Here is a 14,997-nt window from a genome sequence, read left to right as displayed (position 1 = left end):
CGGCGCTTGCACACCACCTGCTCAAACATATCCTGAGGAGACAACAAATGGCAAACCCAAGCACCCTGCAAAGCTGGATCGCCGGCCGCTGGATCGGCCAGGAAGCCGCTTCCCCCCTGCACAGCGCTCTGGACGGCCGCCTGGTCTACCACACCCACGCCGAAAAGATCGACTTCGACGAAGCCGTCACCTACGCCCGCAAGACCGGCGTCCCCGGCCTGATGAAGCTCGACTTCCAGACCCGCGCCCAGCGCCTGAAAGCCCTGGCCCTCTACCTGATGGAGCGCAAGGAAGAGCTGTACGAAATCTCGCACCTGACCGGCGCCACCCGTCCCGACAGCTGGGTCGACGTCGAAGGCGGCATCGGCACCCTGTTCGCCTATGCCAGCATGGGCTCGCGCGAGCTGCCGTCCTCGAACGTGCTGCACGAGGGCCCGGCGCTCAACCTCGGCAAGCGCGGCGGCTTCGCCGGCACCCACATCCTGGTGCCGAAGGGCGGCCTGGCCGTCCACATCAACGCCTTCAACTTCCCGATCTGGGGCCTGCTCGAGAAGTTCGCACCGAGCTTCCTGGCCGCCATGCCCTGCATCGGCAAACCGGCTACTGCCACCAGCTACCTGACCCATGCCGTCGTCAAGATGATGCACGAATCCGGCCTGCTGCCGGAGGGCTCGCTGCAACTGGTCATCGGCTCGACCGGCGACCTGCTGGACCGTCTGACCGGCTTTGACGCCGTCACCTTCACCGGTTCCGCCGACACCGCCGCCAAGCTGCGCGCCAACCATAACCTGATCCGTGAATCGGTCCCGTTCACGGCCGAAGCAGATTCGCTGAACGCCGCCATCCTGGCGCCGGACGTCACCCCGGACGATCCCGAGTTCGACCTCTTTGTAAAAGAAGTGGCGCGCGAGATGACCGGCAAGGCGGGCCAGAAGTGCACGGCGATCCGCCGCATCATCGTCCCCGAACAGCACGTCGACGCGCTGGGCGAGCGCCTGCGCGACCGTCTCGCGAAAGTCGTGGTCGGCAATCCGAAGATGGAAGGCGTGCGCATGGGCGCGCTGGCCTCGATGGACCAGCACCGCGACGTGTCGGAACGCGTCGAGATGCTCGCGCGCGGCAATGAGGTCATCTTCGGCGCCCACCACGGCTTCAACCCGGTCGGCGACGACGCAGCAAATGGCGCCTTCTTCTCGCCGACCCTGCTCCTGTGCCGCAACGCCTCGATCAACACGGCCGTGCACGATATCGAAGCCTTCGGCCCGGTCAGCACGATGATGACCTACCGCGACATCGACGAAGGCCTGCACCTGGCCGCGCTCGGCCGCGGCAGCCTGGTCACCACGCTGGCGACCAAGGACCCGATGATCGCCGCGCACGCCGTGCCGATCGCGGCCGCTTCGCACGGCCGCGTGCACATCCTCGACCGCGAATCGGCGGTGGACAGCACGGGCCACGGCTCGCCGCTGCCGCAGCTGAAGCACGGCGGTCCGGGCCGCGCCGGCGGCGGCGAAGAGCTGGGCGGCATCCGCGCAGTGAAGCACTTCCTGCAGCGCGCGGCGGTGCAGGGCTCGCCGACCATGCTGACGGCCGTTACGGGAGAGTATGTGCGCGGCGCCGCGGTGAAGGAGACCGAGGTGCACCCGTTCCGCCGTCATTTCGAAGAGCTGGAAATCGGCCACTCTCTCTTGACGCACCGCCGCACCGTGAGCGAAGCGGACATCGTCAACTTCGGCGGCGTCTCGGGCGACTATTTTTATATGCACTTCGACGAGATCGCGGCCAAGGACACGCAATTCGGCAAGCGCATCGCGCACGGCTACTTCGTGTTGTCGGCGGCGGCGGGCCTGTTCGTGTCGCCGGCGCCGGGTCCGGTGCTGGCGAACTACGGCCTCGACAACCTGCGCTTCGTGGCGCCGGTCGCGATCGGCGACACCATCCGCGCGCGCCTGACCTGCAAGCGCAAGGTCGACCGCAACCGTACCGACGAGCAGGGCCGCGGCCAGGGTGTCGTCGCCTGGGACGTGCAGGTAACGAACCAGAACGACGAACTGGTGGCAAGTTACGATATCCTGACGCTGGTACAGAAACGCGCGAGCTGAGTTCCCTGCAAGTAAGGGGAGCCGGCAGATTTTGCAGCTCCCCCAAAAACTAGGAAGGAAAGCGTATGTCGCGGTTAGACCTGAGCAGTATCCCCGTACTGACCGGAACCGGTTATCCGGATCCCTTCGCCGAGATCGTCAACGGACGCAGCCGGCAGGCCCTGGGCGAGGCCGGCGGCCTGACCCAGTTCGGCGTCAACCTGGTCGAATTGAAACCGGGCGCGGCTTCGTCGCAGCGTCACTGGCACAGCCATGAGGACGAGTTCGTGATGGTCGTGTCGGGCGAGCTGATGCTCGTCACCGACGAGGGCGAGACGCTGATGCGCGCCGGCGACTGCGCCGCGTTCCCGGCAGGCCGCCCCAATGGCCACCACCTGGTCAACCGCAGCTGGGGCAACGCCCTGTTCGTCGCGGTCGGGCCGAATATCCCGGCCGACAAGGCGACCTATCCGGACATCGACCTGATGTACGACGGCGCGACCGGCAGTTATTTGCACAAGGATGGGACGCCGTATCCGAAGCGGGATGCGAACGCGGCTGCGCCTCAGCCGCCGGTGGAAGAGCATACGCTCGAGCCGCGGGTGTATCGCCACGAATAACGTAGGTGGGCATTCATGCCCACGCGGTCGTACCGTTGCATACCCTACGGTTTCGGACGGCCGCTACCGGCTGCGTTCTGCTTTTCGAATTGCATGCGCCGTACCGCGTGGGGTAATTGAGGCCAATGGCCTCAATTACGGTTTCACTACGGAGTGCCCACCCTACGGTGCTTTACCGCCGCAGGCAATCTTCAAGCGGCCATCCGCGGTCCGTACGGCCCGCAAATCCGCGTAATCGAGCACCCCGAACACATCCGTCTCCATCGGATGCGTATGCGTCAGCGTCACGACAATACTGTCCATTCCGGCCGCCTTGGCCGACTGCAGACCGGCTTGCGTGTCTTCGAACACCAGGCACTCCGCCGGCGCAAACCCCAGCTTGCGCGCGCCCAGCAGGAAGGGATCCGGCGCCGGCTTGCCGTGCTCGACATCCTCGGCCGCCACCAGCAAGCGATGCGAAGGCAGGCCAGCCGCGGCAAGACGCGCCTTGGCCAGCGCGCGCGGCGCCGAAGTGACGATGCCCCAGCGTTCCGGCGGCAGGCTGGCGAGGAAGTCGGCCGCGCCATGGATGGCTTCGATGTCGGCGACGTCCTCGATCTCGGCCGCCGTGATCCACGCCGCTTCCGCGATCGGATCGACGCCGGGCAGGCCGAGCTGGCGGATGGTGTCGTGGGTGCGCTTGCCGTGCAGGGTCGGCAGGAAGGTGTGGACGTCGAGGCCATGGCTTTCCGCCCAGGCGGTCCAGACGCGTTCGGCCGACTTGATCGAGGTGAGTATGGTGCCGTCCATGTCGAATAGGAAGGCGGCGAACGTGCGCTCGTGTGGAAACATGCTCATGGCGCGCCTCAATCCAGCTTGCGCGCGTAGCGCTCCTTGACGACCTGACTGATAAAGGTCGACAAGCCGCTGCCCAGCGTCGCCAGCCGCTGCATTTCCGCGATGTTGTCCGCCCCGGCGCTCTGGTCGGTATATAGGTAGCGGTCGCCGCCGCTAAAGCGGATGGTGATCGCGCGGTCGCCGATCTCGTAGGCGACCACGCCCGATTCGCCGCTCAGGTTCTTGTAGCGTTGCATGCCGTTCCCCGTGCTGAAGTGGTGCGAGGATTGTAGGCATGAAAAGACGCGCGCTCTGTGCTGCTTCCCACAATGCGCGCTGCCGGCAGCCAAGTGCCGATCAGTCGGCGTAGGTGCCTGATTTCTTGATGATCGGCCCCCATTTGTCGATTTCCGCCTTCAAATGCGCGCGCAAGGCCTCGGGCGTCGCGCGGTTCGGGGCCACCGGATCGGTGCTGAGGTCGGCGAGGCGCTGCTTGACGGTCGGGTCCGTGACGGCGTGCTGCAAGGCAGTGCTCAGCCGGGTGACCACATCCCTGGGTGTCGCCTTCGGGGCATACAGGCCGTGCCAGACCGACAGCTCGAAGCCGGGCAAACCGCTGCTCGCCAGTGGAGGCAAGCCCGGCAGGCTGGCGACCGCATTCTTATACGTGACGCCATAGGCCTTGACCTTGCCGGTCTTGATGTGGCCCATCGTATTGGTAGCCTGGTCGCACATCAGGTCGACCTGTCCACCCAATAAATCGTTCATCGCCGGCCCGGTGCCTTTGTAGGGGACGGTGGTGAGCTCGGTGCCGACGGCGCTCATGAAGAGCATGCCGCACAGGTGCGATGCCGCGCCGATCCCGGCGTTGGCAAGCGTCACTTTCTCCTTGTTCGCCTTGAGGTAGGCAAGCAGCTCCGGCATGTCCTTCGCCGGGAAGTCCTTGCGGGCAATGAGGGTCGAGGTCGCGTCGGTGGCGAGACCGACCGGTTCGAAACTGTCGATGCTGCTGTAGGAGAGCTTGCGGTACAGGCTCGGTGCCGTGGCATGCCCTACGTGATGGAGAAAGATGGTGTAGCCATCGGGATTGGACCGGGCCGCGCGCGCTGCGCCCAGGGTGCCGCCCGCACCGCCCACATTCTCGACAATGATCTGCTGCTTCAGGTCGTTACCCATGGCCTGGGCCAGCAGGCGGGCGATGGTATCGGTGGGGCCGCCGGCTGCAAAGGGAACGATCATCGTGATCGTCTTGTCCGGGTAACCCGCCGCATGTGAGGCGGGGCTTGCGGCCAGCGCAAGGCAGAGAAGGGAGGTCGGGAATGCGGTCTTCATGCTGTTGTCTCCGTGAAGTGGGGTAAAACGGGATTACCTCTACAGCCGTACCGGTCTTGCTGCCGGTGTGCGTGGACCATGGACGTCGCGGGCAGAAAAGCCTCTGCCGACGCATCGAGTCGATAGCAACACAGATTAATGCCGGCAATGCATCCGATTATTCACCGCAATTCACTTCTGATGTGAGAAAAAGTGAAGGCCCGGCGCTTACGCCGCTGGTGCCATCGAACGGGATTGCCCAGGGCATCCGTGAGCCGTGACGACCGTCCCGCGCACGCTATTGCGTCCGCCGCGCTTGGCCGCATACAGTTGCTCATCGGCGACAGCAATCAGCGCCTCGAAGCTGGCAGGCAGGAAAGAATGGTTTGCCGCCACCGCGGCAACACCGAAGCTGGCGGTCGTCGACACGAGGCTGCCGTTTGCCGTCGACGTGGCGGAATCGGCGAAGGCATGCCGGATGCGTTCGGCCAGGACTTGCGCGCCGGCCAGTTCGGTCTGCGGCAGCACCAGCAGGAATTCCTCGCCGCCGTAACGGATCACGCTGTCGATCCCCTCGCGCGCCACCGAGCGCAGCAGGCCGGCGAATTCGCCCAGCACCTGGTCGCCCGCGGCATGGCCGTGGGTGTCGTTGATGCGCTTGAAGTGGTCGATGTCGCACAGGATCACCGACAGGGCGGTGCCGTAGCGGCGGGTGCGCGCCAGCTCGGCGTCGAGCAGGCCGCTCTGGAACACGCGGCGGTTGAGGCAGCCGGTCAGCGGGTCGCGGTCGGCCAGCTCCTGCAGCAGCATGGTCGAACGAAACTGCTCGCGCTGGGCCAGGTGGTAGCGGCGCGCGGCGATATAGCCGAGGGCATTGCCGAGGATGAGCATCAGGACCAGCGCCACCAGGTCGTCCAGCCTGAGGCCGCCCTGGACCAGCAGCATCGCGCCGAACACCGCGCTCGCGCCGATGCCGATCGCCAGCGCATAAATAAAACGGTTCGGGAAGATGACGTAGATCGCCATCAGGATCAATGCATGCGACATCAGGTTCCATGCCATCGCCTCGGGCTGGTACCAGCACAGGATCGGGAAGACGCCGACGCCGATGCCCAGGACAATGCAGGTGGACCGCAGCGAGACGGCCACCGAATCCGGATAGCGGGAAATCGCGGCCCAGGCGCCCAGCGCGGCCAGCGCGACAAGCAAGCGCAGCGCGACCATGGCCCAGGCGGTGGCGGTGGGACCCAGCGTCGCGATATCGGTCAGGCCGAACAGCACATAAAAGCCTGCCGAAAACAGGAGGCTGGCTTTGAGCTGGGCATTGCGCTCGGGCAGGCAGTGGCGGGCGAAGCGGTCCTCGAATGCGCGGTCCGTGAATTCGGCGCGCCGGCGGTCGATCGTCAGGGGGAGGGGAGGCAGGTAGTGAAGCGACACGGCATCTTTCGGTATGGATTGACTCGCGCAGCTGCACCAGGAATCGTCCAGCAGACCGCCGGCATTTTAACCCATTTACAGGTCGAAGTTGCTAGTTTGTAATTATCAATGAGTTACCATGGCGCCGAGCGCTACGCTTGGAAGTGGCCGGCGCAAGCGGAGAATCCGCGCGCTCCTTGACCTGTCGGCAGGACCCCGCCAGAATGGCCATTCATTCACACGCCCCGGGGAGACCAACATGCACCAGCCTGATACCGCCCTCCGGTCGGCCGCCTGATCCGCTCGTTCCGCTCGTCCATCCCGGCGATGTCCCGGGCGCCTTAGCGCCGACCTTCCACTCTCGAAGCACGCTGCCATCGCAGCGGCCTGCGCACGCCTGTTGCGCCCATCGAACTGGAAAACCACATCGTCATGATCGCTATCGATTTCCCCACCCTGCACGGGATCGGATTCAAGCAGCACGTCGTTTCGCAACTGGCGGCCGCGTCGCCGCAGCAGCGCCTCGCGCGCGTCACCGCCGTCCAGCGCGACTGGCTCGCCGTCGACGACGGCATCGAGGCCTTCCATGCGCGCCACCTGCGCCACGGCGAACCCGCCGTCGTCGGCGACTGGGTGCTCCTCGCCGCCGCCGGCGGAGAATACTGGATCGACACGGTGCTGGAGCCGGACACCCGGCTGACGCGCCGCACGCCCTCGGGCCGGCAAACGCTGGCCAGCAACGTCGACACGGCGCTGCTGCTGATGGGCCTCGACCAGGATTTCAATCCGCGCCGCATGGAACGCTACATCGCCGTGGTGCGTGCCTGCGGGGTGGCGCCGGTGATGGTGCTGACCAAGTCGGACGTCGGTCTCGATGCTGCGGACAAGATCGTCCGCTTGCGCGAACGGATTCCGGACGACGTGCCGGTGCTATCCCTGCATCCGGCCGAGCAGATCGACAGCGGGCCGCTCGCGCCCTGGCTGGGAGCGGGACAGACGCTGGTGCTGCTGGGTTCCTCGGGCGTCGGCAAGTCCACGCTGACGAATGCACTGACCGGCAGTGCGCAGGCGACGGGCGGCACCCGCCAGGGCGACGACCACGGCCGCCACACGACCACGGCGCGTTCCCTGCACCGCTGTCCGGGCGGCGCCTGCATCATCGACACGCCAGGGCTGCGCGCCTGGCAGCCGGATGCGGACCAGGAGGAGCTGGGACTGGCTTTCGACGACATCGCCGCGCTCGCGCAGCAATGCCAGTTCCGCGACTGCGCGCACGAGAGCGAACCGGGATGCGCCGTGCGCGGTATGGTCGATACGGACCGCCTGCAGAACTACCGCAAGCTGCTGCGCGAGGTGCGGCGCGCCGAACAGACGGCGCTCGAGCGGATTGCGGAAAGGGGGAAGTGGAAGGTGCTGATGAAGGGAGCAAGGCAGCGCGGCCGCGAGAAACGCGGCGGCTAGGACGGCGAAGGTGGGCGGCGCACGCCGCCCACCGGGACATTACTCAGCCAGCTGCTTGCGCACGCGCTCGATCGCCTTGCGCACCTGGTTCGGCGCCGTGCCGCCCACGTGGTCGCGCGCGGCCACCGACCCTTCCAGCGTCAGCACGGCGAACACGTCGTCCTCGATCAGCGGCGAGAAGCCTTTTAACGTTTCAAGCGACATCTCTGACAGGTCGACGCCGGCCTGGTCGCAGGCACGCACCGCATGCGCCACGGCTTCGTGCGCGTCGCGGAAGGGCAGGCCCTTTTTCACGAGGTAGTCGGCCAGGTCGGTCGCGGTCGCATAGCCCTGCAGCGCAGCGGCGCGCATGTTCTCGGCTTTGACCGTGATGCCGCCGGCCATGTCGGTGAAGATGCGCAGGGTATCGAGCACGGTGTCGACGGTGTCGAACAGCGGTTCCTTGTCTTCCTGGTTGTCCTTGTTGTAGGCCAGCGGCTGGCCTTTCATCAGGGTCAGCAGCGACGCCAGGTGGCCATACACGCGGCCGGTCTTGCCGCGGGCGAGCTCGGGCACGTCCGGGTTCTTCTTTTGCGGCATGATCGACGAGCCGGTGCAGAAGCGGTCGGCGATGTCGATGAAACCGATGCGCGGGCTGATCCACATGACCAGTTCTTCCGACATGCGCGAGACGTGCATCATGATCAGGGACGCGGCGGCCGTGAACTCGATCGCGAAGTCGCGGTCGGAGACGGCGTCCAGCGAGTTGTGGCAGACGTCCTCGAAGCCGAGGGTCTTGGCCACGCGCAGGCGGTCGATCGGGAAGGTGGTGCCGGCCAGCGCGGCGGCGCCCAGCGGCAGGCGGTTCACGCGGCGGCGCGCATCGAGCATGCGCTCGGCATCGCGGCCGAACATCTCGACGTAGGCCAGCATGTGGTGGCCGAAGGTGATCGGCTGGGCCACCTGCAAATGCGTAAAGCCCGGCATGATGGTGTCGAAGTGGCGCTCGGCGACCTCAAGCAGCGCGCTGCGCAACTGGTTCAGCAGCACTACCACGTCGTCGATCGCCGCACGCACGTAGAGGCGGATGTCGGTTGCGACCTGGTCGTTGCGCGAGCGGCCCGTGTGCAGGCGCTTGCCGGCATCGCCGACCAGTTCGGTCAGGCGCTTTTCGATGTTCAGGTGCACGTCTTCCAGGTCGAGCAGCCATTCGAAACTGCCGGCTTCGATCTCGCTCCTGATCTGCGCCATGCCGCGCTCGATTTCGCTGCGGTCGTGCTCGCTGATGATGCCTTGTGCGGCCAGCATCTCGGCGTGCGCGAGCGACCCCTGGATGTCGAACATGGCCAGCCGCTTGTCGAAGAAGACGGAGGCCGTGTAGCGTTTGACGAGGTCCGACACGGGTTCGGAGAAGCGTGCCGACCAGGCTTCGGCTTTTTTGGAGAATTGTTCGGTCATGGTGGGAGGTTCCGTTGGATTTGCTCGATTATAAACCGCGCTCCGCCAGCCTCGCCGAAGCCCCTCCCGGATGACAAGCCGGCCGAAATCGTTGATTATTCGACTGTTAACAGATTCTGATCGAGGAGAAGCGATGAAACGATGGCTCAGCGTCGGCCTTGCAGCCGCGATGTGCAGCGGTGCCGCATGCGCCGCCCAGCAGGCGCAGTCGGCACAGACAGCAGCCCAGCCGGTGCCGCAGGTGCATACGGCGCCGGCCCAGCCCACGGTGACGAAGGAAGCCGACGGCGCCTCGGTCGACAGCATCGTCGCCGCGCTCTACGACGTGATTTCCGGCCCGGCCGGCGCGCCGCGCAACTGGAACCGCATGCGCGCGCTGTTCGCGCCGGACGCCAAGCTGATGGTCGTCGTGCCCAACCGCGAAGGCGGCGGCTTCGCCCTGCGCAGCATGACGGTCGAGGATTACATCAGCCGCAACATGAGCGCCTTCAATACGAACGGTTTCTACGAGCGCGAGATCGCGCGCACCACCGACGCCTTCGGCCAGCTGGTGCACGTGTTCAGCACTTATGAACTGCTGCGCTCGCCGAACGATCCGAAGCCCTTCATGCGCGGCATCAATAGCATCCAGCTGGCGCACGACGGCAAGCGCTGGTGGATCGCCAACCTGGTCTGGCGTGCCGAAGATGCGGGTCTGGCGCTGCCGGAACGCTATCTGCAGAACCGCCAATAAACGCGAGGCAATCGAATCTTGACGTTTGTGCAAACGGCGTAGAATTGGCTTTTTTGCCAGATTCGCCAGTCACATGACTACCAACGATTCCAGCTTCGAGGTCAGCACCGACCAGTCGCGGCTCGACATCCCGATGATCTACCGCTTCCTCAGCGAGCAGTCGAGCTGGGCAGTGGGGATCTCGCGGCCGATCGTCGAGCGCGCGATCGAAAATTCGCTCTGCTTTGGCGGCTACCTCGACGGCCGCCAGATCGCTTTTGCCCGCGTGATCACGGACTTCGCCACCTTCGCCAACCTGGTCGACGTGTTCGTGGTGCCGGAGTACCGCAGCCACGGCTACGGCAAGCAGCTGGTGGCCGCCGTGCTGCGCCATCCGAGCCTGCAGCGCCTGCGCCGTTTCATGCTTGCGACCACCGATGCGCAAGGGTTGTATGAACGCTTCGGTTTCACCACGCCGCGCAATCCCGAGACACTGATGGAGCGTTACTTTCCGAACATTTATCTCTCCTGAGAAAGCTCAACACGGCGCCACCCCTCCCGAATCAGGCTTAGGATTTAGCTTGAAGAGGGAGAGTGTCTCATGTGGCCGATCGCCGGTTCCGTTGCGCTTGCCGTTGCTCTACTTTCCACCTCGACCCAGGCCGCCGAGGTGCCGGCTGCGGGAGCAGCAGCCAAGGGCTCGCTCGTCATCATCGGCGGCGCCCTGCGCCCGGATAACGCTGCCGTCTGGGAGCGTATCGTCCAGCTGTCCGGCGGAAAAGGCGCGCGCATCGCCGTCTTCGCTTCCGCCTCCGCCAATCCCGAAAAATCCGGCGCCGCCCTGGTCGAACGGCTGAACAAATACGGCGCCAACGCCTTCTTCGTGCCGGTCGCCGTGCGCCTGACCGGCACCGACTACCAGGCCGCCGCCGACAATCCCGAACTGGCCGCTGCCGTACGCGGCGCCGGCGGTGCCTACTTCGCCGGCGGCGACCAGGCGCGCATCACGCGCGCGCTGCGCCGCACCGACGGCTCCAACACCATGGTGCTCGACGCCCTGTGGGACCTGTACCGGCGCGGCGGCGTGATCGCCGGCACCAGCGCCGGCGCCGCCATCATGAGCAGCACCATGTTCGGCCATCCGAAGCCCGTGCTCGCGACACTGAAACTGGGCCTGACCGACGGCCAGGAAATCACGCCCGGCCTCGGCTTCATCGGCGACGATGTCTTCGTCGACCAACACCTGCTGGTACGCGGCCGCTTCGCGCGCATGCTGCCGGCGATGCTCAAGAAGGGCTACAAATTAGGACTCGGCATCGACGAGAACACGGCGATGATCGTCGGCCCCAACCGCGAGGTCGAGGTGATCGGCTACAAGGGCGCGCTGGTGGTCGACCTGTCCGCCGCGAACGCGAAGCAGGGCGATTTCAACGTCAGCAACGTGCGCCTGAGTTACCTCGACAACGGCGACCGTTTCAATATCGCCAGCCACAGTTTTACGCCCGCACCCGATAAAGCCGACGGGCGGCTCGACCCGGCCCGGCCCTACTACCGCGAGCCGCTGTTCTCGGCCGACATCCTCGGCAACAGCACCGTGGTCGATTTGATGGGCAAGCTGATCGACAGCGACCAGCCCGAAGCCATCGGCCTCACCCTCGACAGCGCCAATTCGGTGCAGCCGGATCTCGGCTTCGAATTCAAGTTCTCGCGCACGGGGGAAAGCGTGGGCTATATGTCGGCCACGACCGAGGCGTATTCGGTCTACAACGTGCGGCTGGATATCCGGCCGATCGTGGTGAGGAGGCCGCTGTACCAGTACAAGTGAAGAGGCCGGCGGAAGCGATATGGATTTTCCCTCACACGGCACTGCGGAGACAATTCAGGCCCTGACGACAGCGGCCGGGATCGTGCTGGCTGGAGCGTGGGCATTCTGGCGCTGGTCGCTGTCGGAGTACTTGCGGCGGCGGCGGGAGATTCCATCGTTCGAGGGCGAGATGTTCGCACGGGCCGTTCCCCTGGCCGAGGGGCTTGTAGTGCTGACCGTCAGTTGCAGGTGGAAGAACACGAGTCCCGTGCCGCTTCCGGTGAATACCCAGACAACGGGATTTACCGTGTTTGAGGTGCCGGCGACCGCCGCGCCAGGTCCGATCGGTCCCAGATTGGGCAATGTCGTCAAACGAGACGAACGATGGTCTTGGGCGCATTGGCCGACTGCTGTGATGGAACCGCACACTTGCAGCGAGCTCCAGGCCCACTTCGTGGTCAAAGACAAGCTCGCTTACATCCTCGTCTGTCGGCTGGAAGCCGCAACGAAGCCGGGTGAAATCAAGCTCGTGTGGGCTCGCGAACTGGTGTGGACGCCGGACCAGGTAACGCACGACGCAGACGTGCTCCCTAACCCGTCTATCGACCGAAGCGGCGCCCGCCCTGCGAGCGGACTTTGACCATTCGTGCACCGTGCTGCGCTCTTGCGCTACCGGCAGATGTCACTTGCCGGATCGACTGAGGCTTATACCAGTTTGCTGCGGTGCGATTCGACTAGGCCTGCGTTCGTCACAGGCAGCGGGGCCGGATGTCCTCGCGCAGCAGCTTGGTCTGCGCGTCGGCCGTCGGCGGATTCGGATCGTGGCCGGCGCGCGGTACCAGCACCAGCTTTTTCACGGGCGCCTTGATCGCATCGTAGTAGCGCTGGGTGACGGCCTGCGTGGTCAGCAGGTCTTCGGTCCCTTGCACCAGGTAGACCGGCAGTTTGAAGTCGGTGCCGAGTTTATACAAGTCGATCGTGGACGCCATGCCGTCGTCCTGCATGCCGACGAACTGGATGAAGGAATAATCCTCGCCGCCTTCGTAGTCGGCCAGCGCCTGCGGCGTCGCGTACAGCGCGCCCGGCGCCATCCATGCCTTCGGCATCGGATCGGTCGTCATCGCCTCGTACTTGCGCATGGCGCGGCGCTCGATGCCGAAGGAGCGCGGATTCTTCCAGGGCGGCGGGCCGAGCGCCTCGATGGTCGCTACCGTCGCGCTGTCGCCGGCCGCGCGCGCCAGTTCGATGAGTTTCGCGTGGCCGTCGGTGTTCTGGTGGTGGCCGACGAATTGCGCCGTGCCGAGGTAGGCGCAGAACTGGTCCGGGTCAGTCTTGGCCATGTTCACCGCCAGCACCGAACCCCAGGAACCGCCCATCAGGATCAGCTTGCGCTTGCCGAGCCGTTCGCGCACGTGGCGCGCCACGGCCAGGCCGTCGTCGCGCAAGCCCTCGACGGTCAGCTTCTCGTCTTCACTTGGCTTGTTGCGGCCATAGGTCATGCCGGCGCCGCGCTGGTCCCAGTGGACGACCGTGAAGTCCTTGCGCCAGGCCGCGTCGGGGCCGTTCGCGTACAGGCTTTGCGGATTGCCCGGCCCGCCGTGGGCGATCAGGATGACCGGATTGGCGCAGCTGTCGCCCTGCATCGTGACCCATTGCTCGATGCCGTTGATGCGCACGAAACCCTGCTGGTCGACGCGCTGCCCCGGTGACGTGCATGCCTGCGCCATGCAGGCGAAGGGAAGGGCCAGCAGGGCGCCGGCGAGGAGGTGCAAGGTGCGCATCGGTTCTCCGAATCTTGTCGTTCAGTAATCATCGGTGGGCGCTGCGCCGGCGTCAACAAGAATCGGGTATGCACCGCCGCTGTCCGGAATCGCCTGTGTCAGGATTACAATGCCGGGATTCGTTTTCTCGAGGATTCCCCATGCTTCGTACTCTTTCGCGCCTGCTCGTTGCCGCTTCCCTGCTGGCATCCGCACTGGCGCAGGCGGCGCAACCGGCCACCATCCGCGTCGACTACACCCACAGCGGCAACGCGCTCTCGGACAGCTACGCGCTGGAGCAGGTGCTGGTCGAACCGCTGCCCTGGCCGGGCGACAGCGCGCGCAGTTTCGACAACACCAACCGCGGCCAGAACCGGGTCGAGGTGGCCGATGCGAAGACGGGAGATTTGCTGTACTCGCGCGACTTTTCCACCATCTTCGGCGAGTGGCGTACGACCGACGAGGCCAATAAAATCAGCCGCAGTTTTCACGAGTCCGTGCGCTTCCCGAAGCCGGACCGTCCGGTGCGCGTGCGCATCCTGAAGCGCGACGAGCGCAATGCCTTTTCGGTGGCCTGGAGTGTGGAGATCGATACCGATGCGCCGGATGTCGTCAGGAAGCAGCCGCCGGCACCGGCCACGCCGATTCCGGTGAAAGTCAGCGGCCCGTCGCCGCAGAAGGTCGACCTGCTGATCCTCGGCGACGGCTACACGGCTGCCGACATGAAGAAGTTCGAGGCGGATGCGCGGCGCCTGTCGCAGCACCTGTTCACGGTCTCGCCGTTCAAGGAACGCGCGAATGACTTCAACGTCTGGGCGTTGGCCGTGCCGACCGTCGAATCGGGCGTCTCGCGTCCTTCGACCGGCGTGCACCACGCCTCCAGGCTGGGCACGCGCTACGACATCTTCGGCAGCGAACGTTACGTGCTCACGCTCGACAACCGCGCGCTGCGCGACATCGCCCAGTACGCGCCCTACGAATTCATCGAGATCCTGGTGAACAACGAGACCTATGGCGGCGGCGGCATCTTCGGCCAGTTCAGCACCGCGGCGGCATCCAACGAGTGGGCCAACTACCTGTTCGTGCACGAGTTCGGCCACCATTTCGCGGGCCTGGCCGACGAGTACTACACGTCTCCAGTGGCGTACGCGGCCAGCAGCACGCGCATGGAACCGTGGGAGCCGAATGCGACCGCGCTGCGCGACCCGTCGAAACTGAAATGGGCAAAGCACGTGAAGGCGGGCACGCCGCTGCCGACGCCGTGGCCGAAGGCGGAGTACGAAGAGTACTCGCGCGCCTACCAGAAACGGCGCGCCGCGCTGCGTGCCGAGAACCGTCCGGAAAGCGAAATGAATGCGCTGTTCAGGGAAGACCTGGCGCGTACCAAAGCCCTGTTCGAGAAGCAGCCGCACCGCCACACGATCGGCGCCTTCGAGGGCGCCAACTACGAGGCCAAGGGCTACTACCGGCCGGCGATGCAGTGCATCATGTTCGACCGCAGCGAGGCGTTTTGCCCCGTGTGCCAGGACGGGATCACGGACATCATCGACCTGTACGCGGGGGCGGCGGCACGCTAAAA

The 14,997-nt window shown here is 65.5% G+C and carries 14 protein-coding genes; 8 read left to right on the top strand and 6 right to left on the bottom strand.

Annotated features, from left to right (window positions below):
- Positions 1-47 precede the first annotated feature (47 nt).
- Complete coding sequence (paaZ, locus tag ACFPQ5_RS18825; protein ID WP_379759254.1) at positions 48-2,102, top strand: phenylacetic acid degradation bifunctional protein PaaZ; 2,055 nt, start codon at positions 48-50, stop codon at positions 2,100-2,102.
- Between the two features lie 65 nt (positions 2,103-2,167).
- Positions 2,168-2,701 (top strand): cupin domain-containing protein, encoded by a 534-nt coding sequence (locus ACFPQ5_RS18820; protein ID WP_379759251.1) that lies wholly within the window; start codon positions 2,168-2,170, stop codon positions 2,699-2,701.
- 162 nt (positions 2,702-2,863) lie between these two features.
- Here the strand turns inward: ACFPQ5_RS18820 and ACFPQ5_RS18815 are convergent, their stop codons facing one another.
- The 4 genes from ACFPQ5_RS18815 to ACFPQ5_RS18800 form a co-directional block, all read right to left on the bottom strand.
- Positions 2,864-3,538 carry an HAD-IA family hydrolase gene (locus tag ACFPQ5_RS18815; protein ID WP_379759248.1) on the bottom strand — a complete coding sequence of 225 codons (675 nt, stop codon included), beginning with the start codon at positions 3,536-3,538 and terminating at the stop codon, positions 2,864-2,866.
- An 8-nt stretch (positions 3,539-3,546) separates the two neighbouring features.
- Positions 3,547-3,774 carry a hypothetical protein gene (locus tag ACFPQ5_RS18810; RefSeq protein ID WP_379759245.1) on the bottom strand — a complete coding sequence of 76 codons (228 nt, stop codon included), beginning with the start codon at positions 3,772-3,774 and terminating at the stop codon, positions 3,547-3,549.
- A 100-nt stretch (positions 3,775-3,874) separates the two neighbouring features.
- A complete protein-coding gene (locus tag ACFPQ5_RS18805) occupies positions 3,875-4,849 on the bottom strand; it encodes a tripartite tricarboxylate transporter substrate-binding protein (protein ID WP_379759242.1) in 975 nt (324 codons plus the stop codon).
- Positions 4,850-5,056: 207 nt separating this feature from the next.
- Entirely contained in the window at positions 5,057-6,265 is a 1,209-nt protein-coding gene (locus tag ACFPQ5_RS18800; protein ID WP_379759239.1) for a GGDEF domain-containing protein, read from the bottom strand.
- A gap of 411 nt (positions 6,266-6,676) precedes the next feature.
- On the opposite strand from ACFPQ5_RS18800, the gene rsgA reads away from it, so the two are divergent.
- Positions 6,677-7,705 (top strand): ribosome small subunit-dependent GTPase A, encoded by a 1,029-nt coding sequence (gene rsgA, locus ACFPQ5_RS18795; protein WP_379759236.1) that lies wholly within the window; start codon positions 6,677-6,679, stop codon positions 7,703-7,705.
- A 39-nt stretch (positions 7,706-7,744) separates the two neighbouring features.
- Here the strand turns inward: rsgA and argH are convergent, their stop codons facing one another.
- Positions 7,745-9,142 carry an argininosuccinate lyase gene (gene argH, locus ACFPQ5_RS18790; RefSeq protein ID WP_379759233.1) on the bottom strand — a complete coding sequence of 466 codons (1,398 nt, stop codon included), beginning with the start codon at positions 9,140-9,142 and terminating at the stop codon, positions 7,745-7,747.
- A gap of 133 nt (positions 9,143-9,275) precedes the next feature.
- Between argH and ACFPQ5_RS18785 the strand changes: the two genes are divergently transcribed.
- From ACFPQ5_RS18785 to ACFPQ5_RS18770, 4 genes are all read left to right on the top strand, one after another.
- On the top strand, positions 9,276-9,875 hold the full coding sequence (locus ACFPQ5_RS18785) for a hypothetical protein (protein ID WP_379759230.1): 600 nt from the start codon (positions 9,276-9,278) through the stop codon (positions 9,873-9,875).
- A gap of 73 nt (positions 9,876-9,948) precedes the next feature.
- Positions 9,949-10,386, top strand: a complete 438-nt coding sequence (locus tag ACFPQ5_RS18780) for a GNAT family N-acetyltransferase (RefSeq protein ID WP_379759227.1) — start codon at positions 9,949-9,951, stop codon at positions 10,384-10,386.
- A gap of 69 nt (positions 10,387-10,455) precedes the next feature.
- Positions 10,456-11,679 (top strand): cyanophycinase, encoded by a 1,224-nt coding sequence (locus ACFPQ5_RS18775; protein ID WP_379759224.1) that lies wholly within the window; start codon positions 10,456-10,458, stop codon positions 11,677-11,679.
- 19 nt (positions 11,680-11,698) lie between these two features.
- On the top strand, positions 11,699-12,298 hold the full coding sequence (locus ACFPQ5_RS18770; protein WP_379759221.1) for a hypothetical protein: 600 nt from the start codon (positions 11,699-11,701) through the stop codon (positions 12,296-12,298).
- A 109-nt stretch (positions 12,299-12,407) separates the two neighbouring features.
- On the opposite strand, the gene ACFPQ5_RS18765 is transcribed toward ACFPQ5_RS18770, so the two are convergent.
- A complete protein-coding gene (locus tag ACFPQ5_RS18765; RefSeq protein ID WP_379759218.1) occupies positions 12,408-13,439 on the bottom strand; it encodes an alpha/beta fold hydrolase in 1,032 nt (343 codons plus the stop codon).
- A 140-nt stretch (positions 13,440-13,579) separates the two neighbouring features.
- Here ACFPQ5_RS18765 and ACFPQ5_RS18760 point away from each other — a divergent pair, with 140 nt between their 5' ends.
- On the top strand, positions 13,580-14,995 hold the full coding sequence (locus ACFPQ5_RS18760) for an IgA Peptidase M64 (RefSeq protein ID WP_379759215.1): 1,416 nt from the start codon (positions 13,580-13,582) through the stop codon (positions 14,993-14,995).
- The last annotated feature ends 2 nt before the right edge of the window (positions 14,996-14,997 follow it).

It is taken from the genome of Massilia suwonensis (assembly GCF_042655665.1).
Classification (GTDB): domain Bacteria; phylum Pseudomonadota; class Gammaproteobacteria; order Burkholderiales; family Burkholderiaceae_D; genus Telluria; species Telluria suwonensis.
Note: the sequence above shows the minus strand (reverse complement) of the source record. Positions and strands in the feature narration are given on the sequence as shown.